General features: G+C 69.0%; 19 protein-coding genes and 2 pseudogenes. 5 read left to right on the top strand and 16 right to left on the bottom strand.

Going from position 1 to position 18,015, the window contains the following annotated elements; genetic code table 11:
• Window positions 1-18: 18 nt before the first annotated feature.
• Window positions 19-591: a TetR/AcrR family transcriptional regulator gene (locus tag BJF85_RS11630; protein ID WP_075847543.1), complete on the bottom strand. Its 573-nt coding sequence runs from the start codon at window positions 589-591 to the stop codon at window positions 19-21.
• 143 nt (window positions 592-734) lie between these two features.
• On the opposite strand from BJF85_RS11630, the gene BJF85_RS11635 reads away from it, so the two are divergent.
• The gene (locus BJF85_RS11635; protein ID WP_369822147.1) at window positions 735-1,670 is read left to right on the top strand and encodes an alpha/beta fold hydrolase; all 936 of its coding nucleotides are present in this window, start codon (window positions 735-737) and stop codon (window positions 1,668-1,670) included.
• The gene (locus BJF85_RS11640) at window positions 1,667-2,314 is read left to right on the top strand and encodes a VC0807 family protein (RefSeq protein WP_075847283.1); all 648 of its coding nucleotides are present in this window, start codon (window positions 1,667-1,669) and stop codon (window positions 2,312-2,314) included. Before BJF85_RS11635 ends, BJF85_RS11640 begins: the two co-directional genes overlap by 4 nt.
• Before the next feature lie 4 nt (window positions 2,315-2,318).
• On the opposite strand, the pseudogene dhaM reads toward BJF85_RS11640, so the two are convergent.
• From dhaM to nucS, 6 genes and pseudogenes are all read right to left on the bottom strand, one after another.
• Window positions 2,319-3,019, bottom strand: a pseudogene (gene dhaM / locus BJF85_RS11645) (dihydroxyacetone kinase phosphoryl donor subunit DhaM).
• An 11-nt stretch (window positions 3,020-3,030) separates the two neighbouring features.
• The gene (dhaL, locus tag BJF85_RS11650; RefSeq protein ID WP_075847285.1) at window positions 3,031-3,660 is read right to left on the bottom strand and encodes a dihydroxyacetone kinase subunit DhaL; all 630 of its coding nucleotides are present in this window, start codon (window positions 3,658-3,660) and stop codon (window positions 3,031-3,033) included.
• On the bottom strand, window positions 3,660-4,661 hold the full coding sequence (gene dhaK, locus BJF85_RS11655; protein ID WP_075847287.1) for a dihydroxyacetone kinase subunit DhaK: 1,002 nt from the start codon (window positions 4,659-4,661) through the stop codon (window positions 3,660-3,662). The genes dhaL and dhaK overlap by 1 nt, the downstream gene beginning before the upstream one ends.
• Before the next feature lie 166 nt (window positions 4,662-4,827).
• The gene (locus tag BJF85_RS11660) at window positions 4,828-5,106 is read right to left on the bottom strand and encodes a hypothetical protein (RefSeq protein ID WP_075847289.1); all 279 of its coding nucleotides are present in this window, start codon (window positions 5,104-5,106) and stop codon (window positions 4,828-4,830) included.
• A gap of 9 nt (window positions 5,107-5,115) precedes the next feature.
• Window positions 5,116-6,813: a sodium:solute symporter family protein gene (locus BJF85_RS11665; RefSeq protein WP_075847291.1), complete on the bottom strand. Its 1,698-nt coding sequence runs from the start codon at window positions 6,811-6,813 to the stop codon at window positions 5,116-5,118.
• A 464-nt stretch (window positions 6,814-7,277) separates the two neighbouring features.
• Window positions 7,278-7,937, bottom strand: a complete 660-nt coding sequence (gene nucS / locus BJF85_RS11670) for an endonuclease NucS (RefSeq protein WP_075847293.1) — start codon at window positions 7,935-7,937, stop codon at window positions 7,278-7,280.
• A gap of 35 nt (window positions 7,938-7,972) precedes the next feature.
• On the opposite strand from nucS, the gene BJF85_RS11675 reads away from it, so the two are divergent.
• Complete coding sequence (locus BJF85_RS11675; RefSeq protein ID WP_075847296.1) at window positions 7,973-8,512, top strand: NUDIX hydrolase; 540 nt, start codon at window positions 7,973-7,975, stop codon at window positions 8,510-8,512.
• A 24-nt stretch (window positions 8,513-8,536) separates the two neighbouring features.
• Here BJF85_RS11675 and BJF85_RS11680 read toward each other — a convergent pair whose 3' ends face one another.
• From BJF85_RS11680 to ehuB, 5 genes are read right to left on the bottom strand one after another with little or no spacing between them, the layout of a single operon-like run.
• On the bottom strand, window positions 8,537-9,340 hold the full coding sequence (locus BJF85_RS11680) for an enoyl-CoA hydratase-related protein (protein WP_075847298.1): 804 nt from the start codon (window positions 9,338-9,340) through the stop codon (window positions 8,537-8,539).
• A gap of 51 nt (window positions 9,341-9,391) precedes the next feature.
• Window positions 9,392-10,171, bottom strand: coding sequence for an ectoine/hydroxyectoine ABC transporter ATP-binding protein EhuA (ehuA, locus tag BJF85_RS11685; protein WP_075847300.1), 780 nt, complete (start codon window positions 10,169-10,171; stop codon window positions 9,392-9,394).
• Between the two features lie 15 nt (window positions 10,172-10,186).
• The gene (gene ehuD, locus BJF85_RS11690; RefSeq protein WP_255375573.1) at window positions 10,187-10,855 is read right to left on the bottom strand and encodes an ectoine/hydroxyectoine ABC transporter permease subunit EhuD; all 669 of its coding nucleotides are present in this window, start codon (window positions 10,853-10,855) and stop codon (window positions 10,187-10,189) included.
• Window positions 10,852-11,544 (bottom strand): ectoine/hydroxyectoine ABC transporter permease subunit EhuC, encoded by a 693-nt coding sequence (gene ehuC / locus BJF85_RS11695; RefSeq protein ID WP_075847302.1) that lies wholly within the window; start codon window positions 11,542-11,544, stop codon window positions 10,852-10,854. Before ehuC ends, ehuD begins: the two co-directional genes overlap by 4 nt.
• A gap of 10 nt (window positions 11,545-11,554) precedes the next feature.
• Window positions 11,555-12,472, bottom strand: coding sequence for an ectoine/hydroxyectoine ABC transporter substrate-binding protein EhuB (gene ehuB / locus BJF85_RS11700; protein ID WP_075847547.1), 918 nt, complete (start codon window positions 12,470-12,472; stop codon window positions 11,555-11,557).
• Between the two features lie 376 nt (window positions 12,473-12,848).
• Here ehuB and BJF85_RS11705 point away from each other — a divergent pair, with 376 nt between their 5' ends.
• Entirely contained in the window at window positions 12,849-13,472 is a 624-nt protein-coding gene (locus BJF85_RS11705) for a LysE family translocator (RefSeq protein ID WP_075847549.1), read from the top strand.
• Window positions 13,473-13,503: 31 nt separating this feature from the next.
• On the opposite strand, the gene murA is transcribed toward BJF85_RS11705, so the two are convergent.
• Complete coding sequence (murA, locus tag BJF85_RS11710) at window positions 13,504-14,775, bottom strand: UDP-N-acetylglucosamine 1-carboxyvinyltransferase (protein WP_075847550.1); 1,272 nt, start codon at window positions 14,773-14,775, stop codon at window positions 13,504-13,506.
• 147 nt (window positions 14,776-14,922) lie between these two features.
• Between murA and BJF85_RS11715 the strand changes: the two are divergent.
• Window positions 14,923-15,386, top strand: a pseudogene (locus BJF85_RS11715) (cob(I)yrinic acid a,c-diamide adenosyltransferase); the annotation flags it as partial.
• A gap of 224 nt (window positions 15,387-15,610) precedes the next feature.
• Here the strand turns inward: BJF85_RS11715 and BJF85_RS11720 are convergent.
• The 3 genes from BJF85_RS11720 to atpD all read right to left on the bottom strand — a co-directional run bounded on the left by BJF85_RS11720 (window position 15,611) and on the right by atpD (window position 18,015).
• Window positions 15,611-16,045 (bottom strand): DUF2550 domain-containing protein, encoded by a 435-nt coding sequence (locus BJF85_RS11720; protein ID WP_075847304.1) that lies wholly within the window; start codon window positions 16,043-16,045, stop codon window positions 15,611-15,613.
• Window positions 16,046-16,071: 26 nt separating this feature from the next.
• Window positions 16,072-16,437 carry a F0F1 ATP synthase subunit epsilon gene (locus BJF85_RS11725; protein WP_075847306.1) on the bottom strand — a complete coding sequence of 122 codons (366 nt, stop codon included), beginning with the start codon at window positions 16,435-16,437 and terminating at the stop codon, window positions 16,072-16,074.
• A gap of 153 nt (window positions 16,438-16,590) precedes the next feature.
• Window positions 16,591-18,015 carry a F0F1 ATP synthase subunit beta gene (atpD, locus tag BJF85_RS11730; protein WP_075847308.1) on the bottom strand — a complete coding sequence of 475 codons (1,425 nt, stop codon included), beginning with the start codon at window positions 18,013-18,015 and terminating at the stop codon, window positions 16,591-16,593.

Genomic DNA, 18,015 nt, shown 5'->3' on the forward strand with positions numbered 1-18,015 from the left:
CCGACAGCCTGGCCGACCTCAGCCCGCCGGCGCCAGCCTCGCCAGGTGCCGATCGATCAACGACTCGGCGTGTGCCGGACTCCGATGCCCCAACAGCACGGCGTCGCCGAGTCCGCCGACGAGCGCCAGCAGCGTCTCGGCCTCGGGTTCGGCGTCCAGCTCCGGATCGATGCCCCCGGCCTCCTGTGCTGCCGCGACGAGGGTCGTCAGCAGGGCGACCAGCTCGCCGTGGCCCTCGCGGAACCGCGTGCCGATCGCCGGATCCTTCAGCGCCCGCGGCAGGAAGGCGTTCGCGACGAGCGCCTCGGTGCGCGCCTCGGCGTCCACGGGCAGCATCGCCACGAGCACCTCGCGCAGCGCGGGCGGCCCGTCGGGTATGCGCCGTTCGACCTGCCTGCGCAGCGCCGTCGTCGCGTACCGCAGCATCTCGTCCTTCGTCGCGAAGTAGTGCTGCACGAGACCCTTGGAGATCCCCGCCTCGACGGCGACCTCGCCGAGGCTGACCGCCTCGAGGCCGCGATCGGCCGCGATCCGGCGCACCGCCTCGGCGATCATCCGGCGCCGCTCGTCGTGATCGACCACCTTCGGCACCCGCATCCGCCCTTCCGACGTCGACCGGCACAGCTGTCGCGATACGACCGGATTGCCAACCGCCTCGCGCATCTTTACAATCCGATTGTATCGCGAAACGGGGGTGGGGAATGTCGCGCAGGTCTCCGCGTACGGGCGGGTTCGTGTCCGCGCAGGCACGCGCCGAGTTCGACGCGGCCTACGACCGGGGGCTGCGCGCGCTGCCGGCGCCGGCCGGGACGTGGGACGTGCCGACCGGCTTCGGCACCGCGCGGGTGTACCGGTTCGGGTCCGGCAGCAACTCCGGCACCGACACCGGGGCGCCGTTGCTGCTGCTGCCCGGACGCGCCGGCACCGTCGTCATGTGGGAGCCGAACCTGCGCGCCCTCGCGGCCCGGCGGCCGGTGTACGCGCTGGACGTCATCGGCGAACCCGGACGCAGTGAGCAGACCGCGCCGATCCGCGACGGCACCGAGCACGCCGCCTGGCTCGTCGACGTACTGTCCGAACTGGACCTGCCACCGGTGCACCTGGTCGGCTACTCCTTCGGCGGCTGGCTCGCCGCGAACCTCGCCGTGAACCTCGCCGCCGGCCTGCCGACCCGCTCCGACGCACGGCTCGCGTCGCTGACCCTGCTCGACCCGGTGCAGACGTTCGCGCGGTTCCCGGCGGCCCTGATCGCGCGCAGCGCGCTCACCGTGGTGCCCGGGATCCGCGGCCGGGCACGCGAATCGTTCCTGCGCTGGATGTCCGGCGGCGCCGAGTCCGCGTCGGCCGAGGCCGACGATCCGGTGGTGCGGGTCATCGACGAGGGCATGCGGACCTACCGCATCGCCCTGCCGACACCGACCCTGCCGCCGGATGCCCGGCTGCGGGCGATCGACGTTCCCGTGCTGGCCCTGCTGGCGGGACGCAGCGTCATCCACGACGCCCGCCGGGCCGCCGAGCGGGCCCGGCGCCTGCTGCCCGCCGCCGAGGTGGAGGTGTGGCCCGCGGCCACGCACGCGATCGCCGGCGAGTTCCCGGACGCCGTCAGCACCCGCATCCTCGACTTCGTCGAGCGTGTCGAGAAACCCGAGAATCCGGAGCAGACGCCATGACCGGCGACAGCCAACGCGTACCCCCGCTCGTCCGGAGCATCGCCTGGGACGTCGGCGGGCCGCTCGCCGCCTACTACGGACTGCGCGCCGTCGGGGTGCCCGACCTGCAGGCACTGCTGGCCGGTGCGCTCCTCGCCGCCGCCCGCGTGGTGTGGAGCATCGTGCGGAGCCGGACGTTCAACGCCTTCGCCTGCCTGATGGCCGTGATCCTCGGCATCGGCCTGGCACTGACGTTCGTCTCGGGCGACAGCCGGTTCCTGCTCATGAAGGAATCGCTCGCCACCGGTGCCGCCGGCATCATCCTGCTGGCCAGCTGCGCCGGCCGCAGCCCGCTCATCCTGACCGTGGTCCGCGAGGGCGCGACACCGTCCAGACGCGACGAGATCGACCGGCTCTGCGCCGAGATCCCCACGTTCCGCCGCGCCTTCACGCGCATGACCGTCGTGTGGGGTGTCGCGCTGTTGACGGAGGCGGTGCTGCGCGTACCGCTGGTCTACCTGCTGCCGGTGGACGCGATGGTGGTGCTGTCGATCGTGCTCCTCGGTGCCGTCGTCACCGCGTTGTCGGTGTGGACGGCGTGGTACGCGGACCGGGTCCACAAGCGACACGCGCTCGAGGAGCATTCGGACCCGGCCCGCGACTGAGCCGCTACTCGTCGAAGTCGCGTCCGGCGAGTTCGACGATCCGCTGAACCGCCTCATCGGCCTGCGAGCCCGTGGCCGACACGACGATCGTGTCGCCCTTGCGGGCCGCCAGGGACATCAGCGAGAACACGCTCTTGCCGTCGGCCTCGGTCTCGCCGCTGGCGATGCGCACATCCGCGTCGAGGTCGGCGATCGTCCTCGTCAGCAGCGCCGCGGGCCGGGCGTGCAGACCGACCTCGTTGGTCAGCGTGATCTCCGCCCGCGCACCATCCGCACCGCCTGCGGTGTCGTCGGCTGCAGCGTCTGCGGATGCGTCCTCGGACCCGGCCGCACCGCCCGCCACGCGGGCGCGTCGGCGACGGCACCGCGGTCACCGCCGCCCTGCGCGGCCACGGCGGCCGCGACCGCGCCCTCGACGAGCGGGGCGTCGACCACGACCGCACTGCCGGGGTCGGCCAGCGATTCCACCGCCAGCTCCGCCGTCATCTGCGCGCTGCCGAGGTCGTACAGCAGCACGACCCCGGAACCCGAGTCGGCCTCCGTGACGGCGGCGAGCACGGCCTCGAAGTCCGTGCCGATGCCGCCGTCCGGCAGCCCGCCGGCGGCGCGCACGGTCACGTCGGGCGCCATCTGCGCCGCCACCTCGACGACGCCTGACGCCAACGTGGCGCTGTGCGACACGATCACCAGACCCACACCTGTCATACCGCCGCCTTTCACGACACAGTTTCCGCGAACGAGCGCAACAACAACGCCGTCGACGTGGCGCCGGGATCGGCGTGCCCCACACTCCGTTCACCCAGATACGATGCCCGTCCCTTCCTGGCGACGAGCGGCACGGTCGAGTCCGCGCCCTCCTTGGCCGCGTCGGCCGCGGCACCGAGCACCGCCGCGGCGTCCCCGCCGTCGGCGTGGGCCTGCCGGGCCGCCTCGACAGCCGGGGAGAGCGCGTCGACCATCGTGGCATCGCCGACCTCGGCCTTGCCGCGCGCGACGACACCCTCCAGAGCCGCCTCCAGCCCGGCGACGACCGCCTCGGCGTCCAGTTCGGACCGATCACCGAGCTTCGTCGCCGCGCGCAGGAACGCCGTGCCGTACAACGGTCCCGCGGCACCGCCCACCTTCGAGATCAGGGTCGTCGCGGCGATCTTCAGCACCGCGCCGGGCGTCTCCGGAACCCCGGAGTCCAGAGTGGAGAGGATCGCCGCGAACCCGCGGTCGAGGTTCTCGCCGTGGTCGGCGTCCCCGATGGCCCGGTCCAGGTCGATGAGCTCGGCCTTGTGGTCGGCGACGGTCGCCGCGCCCGCGCGGAGAACCTCCGCCACCCGCTTCGCGTCGCAGCCCATCAGATCCCCCACCGCAACCCGGGCGTGTGCACCGGGGCGTCCCAGAGTTCGGCGAGCTCGGCGTCGAGCTTCAACAGCGTCACACTGATCCCCTGCATCTCCAGACTCGTGATGTACGGGCCGACCAGCCGCCGCGTCACGCGGATGCCGCGGTCGGCCAGCAGCCGTTCGGCGATGCCGTGCGCCAGGTAGGTCTCGATCGGCGGGGTGCCGCCCATGGAGTTGGTGAACAGCAGCACGTCGTCGCCGGAGTTGAACGGCAGATCGCCGGTCACGGCGTCGAGCATGCGCTCCACCAGCGCGTCGGCGGACTCGGCCGGGATCCGCTCCCTGCCCGGTTCGCCGTGGATGCCGATGCCGAACTCGATCTCCTGGTCGCCGAGGTCGAAGCTCGGCTCGCCCGCGTGCGGCACGGTCGGCGACGAGAGTGCCACGCCGATCGAACGCACCTGGCCGACGATCCGGCGGGCCAGGCGCTCGACGTCGTCCAGCGAGTCGCCGCGCGCGGCCGCGGCACCGACGATCTTCTCCAGCAGCACCGTGCCGCCGACGCCGCGCCGACCCGCGGTGAACGTCGAATCGGCCACTGCGACGTCGTCGTCGATCACCACCGACCGGACGTCGAGGCCCTCGGCCGCGGCGAGTTCGGCCGCCGTCTCGAAGTTGAGCACGTCGCCGGTGTAGTTCTTGACCACCAGCAACGCCCCCGCCTCGCCCGTCGTCGCGGAGATCGCGGCCTGCACCGCGTCCGGCGTGGGCGAGGTGAACACCGGTCCGGGCACGGCGGCGTCGAGCATCCCCGCACCGACGAAACCGGTGTGCAGCGGTTCGTGCCCCGAACCGCCGCCCGAGATCACCGCGACCTTGTCGGCGACCGGGGCGTCGGCCCGCACGACGTGGTCGGGGTCGTAGGACACCCGCACGAGATCGGCATGCACGGCGGCCAGTCCACGGAGCGATTCGGCGACCACCGCCGCCGGCTCGTTGATGATCTTCTTCACGACTCGACCTACTTTCCCGTCATGGGGGCTGAGGCACCGGACGGAAGCACAGGGCTTCGGACAGGGCTCAGATACCGAGTTTGTTCGCTCGGGAGCAACGCTAACGACAGAAGCGGGCCGGGCGCTACGCGACATGTCGCGCAGGCCCGGCCCGGGTACGGATTCGTCAGCTCTGCTGGGCCGGAGCCTCCGTGTCGTCGGCGCCGTCGCCGGGTTCCGGGACCCGGAGCGGCCGCAGCTTCACCCACAACAGGAACAGTGCCGTGAAGATGAGCATGCCGATGCCGGCGATCAGGTTGATGTTCATGCCGTCGGCCTTGGCCAGGTCCTCGTCGGTGGTGAAACCGAGCCCGAGGACGGTCAGCACGATCCCGTACACACCGATCAACAGTGCGATGACCAGCCGGACGTCGAAGGCTCCGGGGCTTTTCTTCTCGCTGCCCATGGTCGTCTCCTAGAAGATGATGTTCAGGATGATCGTGGCCGCCAGGACGATGCCCGCCAGCAGGCCCGGGTTGCGGTACCAGCCCGCATCCTCGCCCACCGTCGAACGCTTCAACTGTTCCTTCGGGGTCAGCGAGTACACCAGGCCGACGAGCTGCGGCTCCGGCTTCGGCTGCGTGACCATGGTGACCACGACGCTGACGATGATGTCCACCGCGAACGCCACACCGGCACCGACGAACGAGGCGCCCTGGCCGGGCAGGTCCCACACGCCGGTCTCCGCGAGGACGAACACGCCCACGGCGGAGGCGGTACCGGCCACCAGACCCGTCCAACCGGCGGTCGGCGTCATCCGCTTCCAGAACATACCGAGGATGAACGTCGCGAACAGCGGTGCGTTGAAGAACGAGAACAGCTGTTGCAGGTAGTCCATCAGGTTCGCGTACGTGGACGCGATGAACGCCGTGCCGATCGCGAGGATCGTGGCGGCCGCGGTCACCACCCGGCCGGTCTTCAGGTAGTACTCGTCCGACCGGCCCTTCTTCAGGTACGCCTGCCAGATGTCGTAGGTGAACACGGTGTTGAACGAACTCAGGTTCGCCGCCATACCGGCCATGAACGACGCCAGCAGACCCGCGATCGCGATGCCGAGCATGCCGTTGGGGAGCAGATCTCGCATCAACAGCAGCAGCGCGTCGTTGAACGTCGCCCCGCTCGGCGCCGGTTCGCCCGCCATCAACGCGGCCTTGTTCTCGCCGGCGAGCTCGGTGACGCTGACGCCGGCGATCATGCCGGGGATGATCACGATGAACGGCACGAGCATCTTCGGGAACGCACCGATGATCGGCGTCCGCTGGGCCGCCGACATGCTCTTGGAGGCCATCGCGCGCTGGACCTCGACGAAGTTCGTCGTCCAGTAACCGAACGACAGCACGAAGCCGAGACCGAACACGATGCCCAGCACCGACAGGAAGTTGTCGCCGAAACCGGTCAGCTGGTTGCCGGGCCAGGAGCTGAGCTGCTCCTCACCGCCGGGGCCGGCCGCGACCTGCGCGACCAGGCCCTCCCAGCCGCCGACCTTGTGCAGGCCGACCAGTGTCAGCGGCAGCAGGGCCGCGACGATGACGAAGAACTGCAGCACCTCGTTGTAGATCGCCGCCGACAGCCCACCGAGGGCCGTGTAGCCGAGCACGATCACGGCCGCCAGGATGATCGACAGCCAGATCGGCCAGCCGAGCAGCAGGTTCACGACGCTGGCCAGCAGGAACAGGTTCGCGCCGGCGATCAGGATCTGCGCCGTCGCGAAGCTGATGCCGTTGACCAGGTGCGCCGGCTTGCCGAACCGGCGGAGCATGAACTCCGGAACGCTGCGCACCTTCGAGCCGTAGTAGAACGGCATCATCACGATCGCCAGGAACAGCATCGCCGGGATGGCGCCGATCCAGAAGTAATGGACTGTCGGCAAGCCGTACTGGGCACCGTTCGCCGACATGCCCATGACCTCGATCGCACCCAGGTTGGCTGCGACGAACGCGAGGCCGGTCACCCACGCGGGCAGCGACCTGCCGGACAGGAAGAAGTCCAGGCTCGAGGACACCTGTTTCCGCGCGAGGTAGCCGATACCGAGCACCAGGGCGAAGTAGAACGCGAGCAACACGTAGTCGATCGCGTTGGCGTCGAGCCGTAGATCCTGGGCTAGGACAGTCATCGGCCCACCTCCGGAATCAACAGTAGTCAACAGAAATGCTCACCAAGAGAGCTGCGCGCGAACATTACCGCACGCAGTCGCGCAGCTTAATCCCACTGGGCGAACTACTTTGCGTCGACGTTTCCGCACCCACCGTCATCGGCGGCGACGCGTCCATGGACCCCACGGGTGGGGGTTCCGAATGTCGGTCCGGCCCCGCCTCAAGGCCGGTGAACAGCATAGATGACAGCGACAGCGCGGAGGAACGCACCGATTCCGACCGATTCGGGCGAATAGTCGACGTTCATGCGGTTTGCGAATTCTCCACTGCCGGAACCCCCGGAGACGCGCACAGAGTGCACCACACCGCCCACACTCAACCACCGCGAGTCAACACGGACGAACAGGCGCCGGGCGCACGAAAAACGACACGAAGAGGCCCCGGCATGCAGGGGGCGCGTGCCGGCGTCAGGAGCGGCGGGGCGTCAGAAGAGGCGGAACTCGTCCGGTTCGATGCCGCGCAGGGCGTCGTAGTCCAGGGTGACGCACCGGATACCGCGATCCTCGGCCAGCGTGCGCGCCTGCGGACGGATCTGCTGCGCGGCGAACACGCCCTGCACGGGCGCCAACAGCGGATCGCGGTTGAGCAGCTCGAGATAGCGCGTCAGTTGCTCGACACCGTCGATCTCGCCGCGCCGCTTGATCTCCACGGCCACCGAGGCGCCCTCGGCGTCGCGCGCGAGGATGTCCACGGGGCCGATCGCGGTCGGATACTCGCGGCGGACCAGCGCGTAGCCGTCGCCGAGCGTCGTGATGTGCTCGGCCAACAGCTCCTGCAGGTGCGCCTCCACCCCGTCCTTCTGCAGGCCCGGTTCGGCACCCAGGTCGTGTGAGATCTCGTCGATGATCTGCTCGATGGTGACCACGAGCTTCTCGCCGGCCTTGTTCTCGACGATCCACAGGTTGCCGTCCTCGATGAGCCAACACGGCGGGCTCATCCAGTTCAGCGGCTTGTAGGCGCGGTCGTCGGAGTGCACGGACACCGAGCCGTCCGACTTGACCAACAGCAGCCGGGTGGCCATGGGCAGGTGGGCGGTGAGACGGCCGGCATAGTCGACCTGGCACCGGGCAATGACCAATCGCACCCGCCAGAGATTAGGGGACTTGGCACACTCGTTGTGTGGACCCCATTGAGCGCGTGTCGAGCCGCGAGGTGTACCGCAACAACTGGATGACCGTCCGCGAGGACGGCATCGTGCGCCCCGACGGCAGCCCCGGCATTTACGGCGTTGTCGACAAACCGAACTATGCGCTGGTCATCCCCTATGACGGCGAGCGGTTGCACCTCGTCGAGCAGTACCGCTACCCGCTCGGGATGCGCCGCTGGGAGTTCCCCCAGGGCACCGCGCCGGATCGGCAGGATCTCGATCCGGGTGAATTGGCCGCGCGTGAGCTCCGCGAGGAGACCGGTCTGCGCGCCGGCTCGATGACCGCGCTCGGCACCATCGACGTCGCGCCGGGACTCAGCAGCCAACGCGGCACCGCCTACCTCGCGACCGACCTCAGCGAGGGCGCCCACGAACGCGAGGTCGAGGAGCAGGACATGACCGCCGCCTGGTTCCCCCGTTCCGAGGTCGAGAAGATGATCCGCACCGGTGAGATCACCGACGCCCAGTCGCTCGCCGCCTACGCACTCCTGCTCCTCCACGAACGCGCATAAAGCTCCCGAGGCCCTTGGGAGCTTCTAATCGGGCCAGGAGGGGTGGCGTTTCTCGAGGAAGGCCGCCATGCCCTCGCGGGCGCCGGGCGACTGGGACGCCGCTGCCATGACCTCGACGGCGATGGCGTAGGCGTCGTCCTCGGGACGGTCCAGCTGCGCGTACAGCGTCTGTTTGCCGAGCGCCTTGCCGGCCCTGCTCCCCCGCGTCGCCCGGCCCAGCAGGTCGGTGACGGCGTCGTCCAGGTCCGCATCGGGCACCACCCGGTTGACCAGACCCCAGTCGAGCGCGGTCGCGGCGTCGATGGGATCGCCCGTGAGCGCCAGCTCCATCAACCGTTTCCGGCCGATCGACCGCGCCACGGGCACGGCGGGCGTGTGGCAGAACCAGCCGCCCTTGCCGCCCGGTAGGGCGAAGCCGGCGGACTCGGCGGCCACCGCGAGATCGCACGAGGCGACGAGCTGACAGCCCGCCGCTGTCGCCAGCCCGTGCACGCGCGCGAGGACGACCTGCGGCACCGAGTGGATCGTGTCCATCAGCTCCGTGCACACGCGCAGCAGGTCCCGCACGCCCGCCAGATCGCGGGCGGCGACGTCGCCGAAGTCATGTCCCGCGGAGAACACCGGACCGGCCCCGGCCAGCACGACACCCGTCGCGTCGGTGTCGGCGATCCGGCGCAGCGCGGCAGTCAGCTCCCGCAGGTGGTCCTCGGTCAGCGAGTTCCGCCGCGCCGCCCGGTTCATCATGACGGTGACCGTGTCCCCGTCCCGCGTCACCAGCACGTGCTCGAACTCCGGGAAACCTGCCGCACCGGCGCCGTTGTCGGTCATGCGCCCGACAGTAGCGCCGCTCACCCGGCGACGTCGACGCGCGCGAACCGCTCAGGTCTCGTCGATGACCGACCGGAGGAACGACTGGGTGCGCTCGTGCTCCGGCTCGTTGAACAGCTTCTCCGGCGAACCGTCCTCGATGATCTTGCCCTCGTTGAACATCAGCACGCGGTGCGAGACGTCGCGGGCGAACTTCATCGCGTGGGTCACGAGCAGCATCGTGGTGTCGGTCGTCTTCGCGATGTCGCGCAGGACGTCCAGCACCTCCGCCGCGATCTCCGGGTCGAGCGCCGAGGTGACCTCGTCGAGCAGCAGCACGTCCGGGTCCACGGCCAGCGCCCTGGCGATCGCGACACGCTGCTGCTGTCCGCCCGACAGCTGCGACGGGTGGGCGCCCAGCTTGTCGCCCAGCCCCACCATCTCGAGCAGCTCCTTGCCGCGCTCCTCGGCCTCGTCCTTCGACTTGCCGAGCACGTGGATCGGCGCCTCGGTGACGTTGCGCAGCACCTTCATGTTCGGGAACAGGTTGAAGTGCTGGAACACCATCGTGATGCGCTGACGCACCTTGCGGATGTGGTCCTCGGAGGCCGGGACCAGCTCGTCGCCGCGCTTCTCGTGGTACAGGTAGTCGCCGTCCACGCCGATCGTGCCGCGGTCGGGCCGCGTCAACGTCATCAGCATGCGCAGGATGGTCGTCTTGCCCGAGCCACTCGGACCGATCAGGGTGACGCGTTCACCCGAGGAGACCGAGAACGAGAGGTCGTCGAGCACCACGTTCTTCCCGAAGGCCTTGTGCACGCCCTCGAACGTGATGAAGTCTTCGCCAGCCACGAACTATTCCTCTCCTCAAACCCGGACCTGACCGAAGCGTCGCTCGACGATGCGAGCGAGCCAGGCCATCACCAGGGCAACAACCAGGTACACCAGACCGGCCGCGGCCACGGGTTCGGAGTACCGGAAGGTCTCCGAACCGATCGCGACCGCCGCCCCGAGCATCTCGACGACCGTGATCGCCAGCAACTGCGGCGTGTCCTTGAACATCGCGATCACGTAGTTCCCGAGCGCCGGCACGACCCGCGGGACGGCCTGCGGCAGGATCACCGCCGACCACGTACGACGCCGCGACAGGTTCAGCGCCCGTGCCGCCTCCCACTGTCCCTGCGGCACGCCGTCGATACCGGAGCGGTACACCTCGGAGGTGTACGTCGCGTAGTGCAGGCCGAGCGCGAACGCACCCGTCGCCAGCGGGGACACGCTGATGCCGATCAACGGCAGCACGTAGAAGAAGAAGAACAACTGCACCAGCAGCGGCGTGGAGCGGATGAACTCCACGAAGAACCCCACCGGCATGCTGACCCACCGGCTGTCGCTGCGCCGCAGGAGCGCGAACACCAGCCCGAGGACCAGCGCGATCACATAGCCGATCACCGTGGCCTGCAGCGCGATGACGAGGCCGTCGAGCATGGTGGGCATCGCGTCCCACACCTGGCTCCACTCGAACGCGTCGTTGTTCACGCTGCCACCGCCTTGCTGCTGCTACTGAAGATGCCCTTGGGCACCTGACGGCCCAGCCGTTTCGCGGCCATCCGCTCCAACAGGCGCATGATCGTCGTCAGCACCAGCGCGATGAGCCCGTACCCGACGAGCAGGCCGAGGAACACCAGCGTCGTCTCGCCCGTCGAGGCGCGCACCAACTGCGCCGCGAACGTCAGATCGGAGATGTAGACCAGCGACACCAGCGACGTCGCCTTCAACAGCTCGATGAGGTTGTTGGACAACGGCGGGATCATCGCCACGACCGCCTGCGGCAGCACGACCTTGCGCATCCGCTGCATGGGCGTGAAGTTCAGCGCCACCGCCGCCTCGAGCTGGCCCGGCGGCACCGACCGGACCGCACCGCGCACCACCTCCGCGGCGTAGGCACCGATGTTCAGCGCCAACGCCAGAATGCCGGCGAACAACGTGTTCAGCTGGAATCCGAACTGCGGCAGGATGAAGATCAGCGCGAACAGCAGCACCAGCGACGGGAAACCACGGAAGACCTCCGTGTAGACCATCGCGATGCCGCGGACGACTTTGCGGTCGCTCGAGCGAGCGAGCCCTGCGATGAAGGCGAAGACGAGACCCAGCAGCGCACCGAACACGGTGAGCATGAGGGTGACGACGAGGCCCTCCCAGACATAGGCCATCAGGCCGGCAGACATGAATGGCCTCCTACGACGCGGTTCCGGCGCACAGATCGGCAGCCGTCAGGTCGGTCATTTCCTCCCGGCCGAAGCCGAACGGCTCGGTCAGTTTCAAGATCTCGTCCGCCTCCTGCATCGCGGCGAGCTCGCGGTTGAAGGCCTCGACGATCGCCGTCTCCCCCTTTCGGAAACCGAATCCACCGGCACCGAACATCTCCTCGCCATTGACGACGGGGATGAACGACTCGCCGATCTCCAACGGCATTCCCTGCCGTTGCTGCAACGCCGAGTTCAACGACAGTCGGGTCAACATCAGACAGTCGGACCGTCCCGCCGCGACACCGTCGATACCGGACGCCTGATCCGGATAGACGATGATGCGGTTGCCCGGAAGTCCGATATCGGCGGCATAGCCCTCTTCGACCGAACCGGTCAGCACACCGATCCGCGCTCCCGCATCGGCGATGCTCTGCAGATCCGAGAGATCCTGCGGGTTGCCCTGGGGCAACAGCAATGCGGCGGGCGCGTTGTAGTCGGGATTGGTGAACTCGATCTCGGCGCACCGCTCGGGTGTGATGTACATGCCGGCCGAGATGACGTCGAACAGACCGGCCTTCAACCCCGGGATCAGGGAGCTGAAGTCGGCGAGTTTCGGTTCGAACGACTCGATGCCGAGGCGGCGGAAGATCTCCTTGCCCACCTCGGGAGCCTCGCCGGTCAGCTCGCCCGCACCGTCGATGAATCCGAAGGGCCGTTCGTTGGCGAAGCCTATTCGCACGGTGCCGGAACTGCGCAGACTTTCCAGCAGGTCTCCACCGCCACTGTCGGCGGACACGTTGATCGAGGTACAGCCGGCGGTCAGCGCACCACCGCCCACGGCGACACCGAGGGTGAGTCCGGAAGCTCCGCGGAGAAAACCGCGCCTGCTCAGCCTGGAGTTGTTCACGTGCTCGTAGCTCCCGTCTGGACATCGGCGTCGGCAGACGATGCCGGGTTCCCCGTCCCGGACCACCGCCATCGCGATTTGGCCGCTCACCCTAGGCACGTCACCCGAATGTGCGCAATCGATCGAGCATTCTTCGCCGATGGATACCACTCGAAGGAGACCCTCGGATACCACGATGACGTGGGAAAACAACATTCCGGACACGCACGTAAAATCCATGAGTCGATCGGCGTGTTCCGACGAAGGTGGGCACGGCCGCAATTCCCGCCTGCGTGCCGGTCCACTCCGGCCCGCTCCTGCGCCACGGTGTGCGTGTGGTGTGCGTGTGCCCACGCCCGCGCATGTCCTGCGGTCGGGTGACATACCGTGGACGTTCGTGACATGGAGTTCGTACAGCAGCTACCTGGTCCTGACGATCCTGGTGGTCATCGCCCCCGGACCGGACACGCTCGTGACCCTGCGGAACGCCTTCTCGGGCGGGTTCCGGGGCGGGTTGGTGGCCACGACCGGCATCGCGATCGGCAACCTGTTCCAGGGCTCGCTCGTCGCGCTCGGTCTCGGCGCCCTCATCGTGCAGTCCCAGCCGGTGTTCACCACGATCCGTTGGGCGGGCGTGCTGTACCTGTGCTACCTGGGCATCCAGTCGCTGCGCTCGGCGTGGCGCGGCGACTACGCCGCGATGGACGCCGAGGGGGCCGCCGCGAGCGGGTTCCGACGGTTCCGCGAGGGCTTCCTGTCCAACGTCACCAATCCGAAGGTGCTCGCGTTGTACCTGTCGGTGCTGCCCCAGTTCCTCGACCCGGTGCGCAGCACGACGTTCGACGCGCTGCTGCTCGCCTACACGGTGGCGGTGCTGGGTGCGCTGTGGCTGGTGCTGCTGCTGGTGTTCGTGCACCGCGTGCGCGCCTGGTTGCGGCGGCGCCGCGTGCGCAGGGCACTCGACATCGCCACCGGCGGCACGTTGATCGGCTTCGGCGTCTCGCTCGCCGCGGGCGGCTGAGCGACGCCCGCGGGCCTGTCCGCCCCCGGGCCTATCCGGCCGTCGGGGTGCCCACGCGGTCGATGCGGGCGCCGAGCCGGTTGAGGTTCTCGACGAAGTGCGGGTAGCCGCGGTCGATGTGGAAGACGTCCCACACCTCGGTGATCCCGTCGGCGCACAGGCCGGCCAGCACGAGGCCCGCCCCGGCGCGGATGTCGGAGGCCCACACCGGCGCGCTCGACAGCTTCTCCACGCCGCGGACCACGGCGTGGTGGCCGTCGGTGCGGGCGTCCGCGCCGAGCCGCACCATCTCCTCGATGAACCGGAACCGTGCCTCGTAGACGTTCTCGGTGATCATCGAGGTGCCCTCGGACACCGTCGACAGGGCGACCGCGAACGGCTGCAGGTCGGTGGCGAAACCCGGGTAGGGCAACGTCACGAAATCGACCGACTGGGGCCGTTCCGGCTGGTTGACCCGGAAACCCTTGCCGTCGTACGTCGTGATCTCCGCACCGGCCAGGCGCAGTTTCTCGAGGACGAGCTCGAGGTGGTGCGGGTCGACACCGGTGATGGTCACGTCACCGCGCGTCATCGCCGCGGCGAACGCCCAGGTGGCGCCGACGATGCGGTCGCCGATGACGCGGTGCTCGGTGGGCTTGAGCTCCGGCACGCCCTCGACGGTCAACGTCGACGTGCCGGCACCCTGGATCTTGGCGCCCATCTCGGTGAGCATCGCGACGATGTCGGCGATCTCCGGCTCGCGGGCCGCGTTGTCGATCACCGTCGTGCCCTCGGCCAGCACCGCGGCCATGAGGATGTTCTCGGTCGCGCCCACGCTGGGGAAGTCGAGCCAGATCTGCGCGCCGTGCAGCCCGTCGGCCTCGGCGACCACACAGCCGTGCTCGATGGCGCTGGTCGCGCCCAGCTTGCGCAAACCGTTCTGGTGCATGTCCAGCGGACGCGAACCGATCGCGTCCCCACCGGGCAGCGCCACGACGGCCTTCTTCAGCTTGCCGACCAACGGCCCGAGCACGCACACCGACGCCCGCAGCCGGCTCATCGCCGCCGAGTCGGCGCGGTGCGACAGTTCGGCGGGCGTCGTGATGCGCACGACGTCGTCGTCGATCTCGACCTCGCACCCGACGCTGCGCAGGACGTCCGCCATCAGCGGGACGTCCAGGATCCGCGGGCAGTTCGTGATGGTCGTGGTGCCCTCCGCGAGCAACGCGGCCGCCATCAGCTTCAACACGCTGTTCTTCGCGCCGACGACCTCGACCTCGCCCGTCAGCCGCGCACCACCGTGCACCTCGAAGTGCTCGCTCATGCCGGACATCTTGCCTTTTCCGGCCACCCGCGCTGCGCCAGGGGCATGCTTACGGAAAGGGTGGTCACAATCGGCGCAGGAAACGAAACGGACGATCTCCGCCGGACGATGGTCCCGCGCACCCACGGCTGCCGTAACCTCGGGCCCATGTCTGTACGGATCAACCGCGTGTACACCAAGGTCGGCGACAGCGGCAGCACGGCGCTCGGGGACGGTTCCCGGGTGCCGAAGACCGATCCCCGGCTCGGCGCCTACGCCGACGTCGACGAGACGAACTCCGTCATCGGCGTCGCGATCGCCCTCGGCGCGCTGCCCGACGAGATCGCGGACGTGCTGCGCAGTGTGCAGAACGATCTGTTCGACGTCGGTGCGGACCTCTGCTCGCCGATCACGCCCGATCCGGAGTTCCCCCCGCTGCGGGTCACCGAGCCGTACATCGAACGTCTCGAGGCTGGTGCGACGAGTTCAACGAGCGGCTCGGCAAGCTCACGTCGTTCATCCTGCCCGGCGGCACGGCCGGCGCGGCGTTGCTGCACCAGGCGCGCACCGTGGCCCGGCGGGCCGAACGCTCCGGGTGGGTCCTGGTCGAGGCCGATGCCGACCGCACGAACACCCTGGCTGTGAAGTACCTGAACCGGCTCTCGGACCTGCTGTTCATCCTCGCCCGACTCGCCAACCCCGACGGCGACGTCCTCTGGAAGCCCGGCGGCGACCGGTAACCGCCGTGTCAGCGTTCCGCGTCGCCGTCTTGTGCCAACACGGCGACGCGGAATGCCAACACGGCGTCGTGGGGTGCCAACACGGCGTCGTGGGGTGCTGACACGGCGGCGTGGGGTTACGAGGCTCGGCGGATGCGGCGGCCCGGTGGGGCCGATTCGAGCCAGGAGAGAAAGCCCGTGAGAGCGTCTGGGCCCATGGCGACCTCGATGGGCTCACCGCTCGCGGGTTGACAGCGCAGCACGGTGGAACCGGCGGGAACGGCGTAGGACTCGTTGCCGACCGGGTCGCGGCGGTCGGCGATCTCGAGGCCCTCACGGGCGAAGACGCGGTCCGGACCGGTGCGCAGGCTCCACACGCGATACCAGAGGAACTCCTCGCCGTGGTAGCGCGCGATACCCAGATGCCAGCCCGCACGCTCGCGGTCGGGATTCCAGCGCAGTGCGACACTCACGCCGCCGCGCCGCCGCATGCCCACCCATCGCAGGCCGTACCAGGCCGCGATGACGAGCAGCACCAGCAGGACGGCCGAGACGATGATCGCTGTCTGCATGCCGTACCCCTGCTGGCCGTCTTACGTCAGACCGTCTGGCCCGCTGCGCGGAGTTTCGCGGTCGCTCTCTCGCGCTCGACCTCGTCGCCCTCGGTCAGCGCCGCGCGAGCCGCGGCGACGTCGACCTCGTGGCCGAGCTCTGCGGTCTCGGCGAGGATGCTGACCCGCTCGGCGGTCACCGACAGGAAGCCGCCGTGCACGGCGGCCGTGACGGTCTCGCCGTCCGTGGTCGCCACCTTCACGACGCCGCCCTCGACCAACTGGCCGAGCATCGGCTCGTGGCTCGGCATGATGCCGATCTCGCCCTCGGTGGTCTGCGCGACGACGAACGAGGCCTGGCCGGACCACAGCCGTCGCTCGACGGCGACCAGCTCGACGGACATCTCAGCCACGTTGGGTCTCCTTCTCCATCAGCGCTGGCGCCAGTGTAACCGCCACGCTGGGCTTGCCGGGATTGGTCGTTCCGGGGGTGCGTTACTCCGGCGACGGGACCGGATGCCGCCGGCATCCCGGTCCCGTCGCCGTCGATCAGTCCTGAGCGGAGATCACTTACCGGTGATCTCGCTGTACTTCTTCTGCAGGTCCTCGAGGCCACCGATACCCAGGAACGCCTGCTCCGGGTAGTGGTCGAACTCGCCCTTGGCGATCTTGTCGAACGCCTCGACGGTCTCGGCGACCGGCACGGTCGAACCGGGCTGACCGGTGAAGACCTCGGCCACGAGCATGTTCTGCGACAGGAAGCGCTCGATGCGACGCGCACGCTGCACCGTCAGCTTGTCCTCTTCGGACAGTTCGTCCATACCGAGGATCGCGATGATGTCCTGCAGCTCCTTGTACTTCTGCAGGATCCGGATGACCTCCTGGGCCACGCGGTAGTGCTCGTCGCCGACGATCGCCGGGTCGAGGATCGTTGAGCTCGACGCCAGCGGGTCGACCGCCGGGAAGATGCCCTTCTGGAACACACCACGCGAGAGCTCGGTGGTGGCGTCGAGGTGGGCGAACGTGGCGGCCGGGGCCGGGTCGGTGTAGTCGTCCGCCGGCACGTAGACCGCCTGCATCGAGGTGATCGAACGACCCTTGGTCGAGGTGATCCGCTCCTGCAGCACGCCCATCTCGTCGGCCAACGTCGGCTGGTAACCCACGGCCGACGGCATACGACCCAGGAGCGTCGAGACCTCCTGGCCGGCCTGCGTGAACCGGAAGATGTTGTCGACGAACAGCAGCACGTCCTGGTGCTGGACGTCGCGGAAGTACTCCGCCATCGTCAGCGCGGACAGCGCGACGCGCATACGGGTACCCGGCGGCTCGTCCATCTGACCGAAGACCAGCGCCGTGTTGTCGATGACGCCGTCCTCGGACATCTCCAGGAACAGGTCGGTGCCCTCACGCGTGCGCTCACCGACACCGGCGAACACCGAGGTACCACCGAAGTTCTGGGCGACACGGGTGATCATTTCCTTGATCAGCACCGTCTTGCCCACGCCGGCACCGCCGAAGAGGCCGATCTTGCCACCCTGCACGTACGGGGTGAGCAGGTCGATGACCTTCAGACCGGTCTGCAGGACCTGGGTGCGGCCTTCGAGCTGGTCGAACGCCGGCGGGTTGCGGTGGATGCTCCAGCGCTCGAGGTCCGCGCCGTAGCCCGGCTCGTCGAGGCACTCGCCCAGCGCGTTGTAGACGTGGCCCTTGATCTTGTCGCCGACGGGCACGGAGATGGCCGCGCCGGTGTCGGTGACCTCGGCGCCGCGGACGAGACCGTCCTGCGGGGCCAGCGAGATCGTCCGGACCAGGTTGTCGCCGAGGTGCTGGGCGACCTCAAGGGTCACGGTTTTGCTGAGTTCGGCAAAGTCGATGTCGACCTTGAGCGCGTTGTTCAGCTCGGGGACGTGGCCGCGCGGGAATTCCACGTCGACGACCGGACCGGTCACCGAGACGATGCGCCCCTTGACGGCTGTTTCAGTGCTAGTCAT

Origin of the sequence: Saccharomonospora sp. CUA-673 (genome assembly GCF_001942305.1) — a bacterium.
Classification (GTDB): domain Bacteria; phylum Actinomycetota; class Actinomycetes; order Mycobacteriales; family Pseudonocardiaceae; genus Prauserella.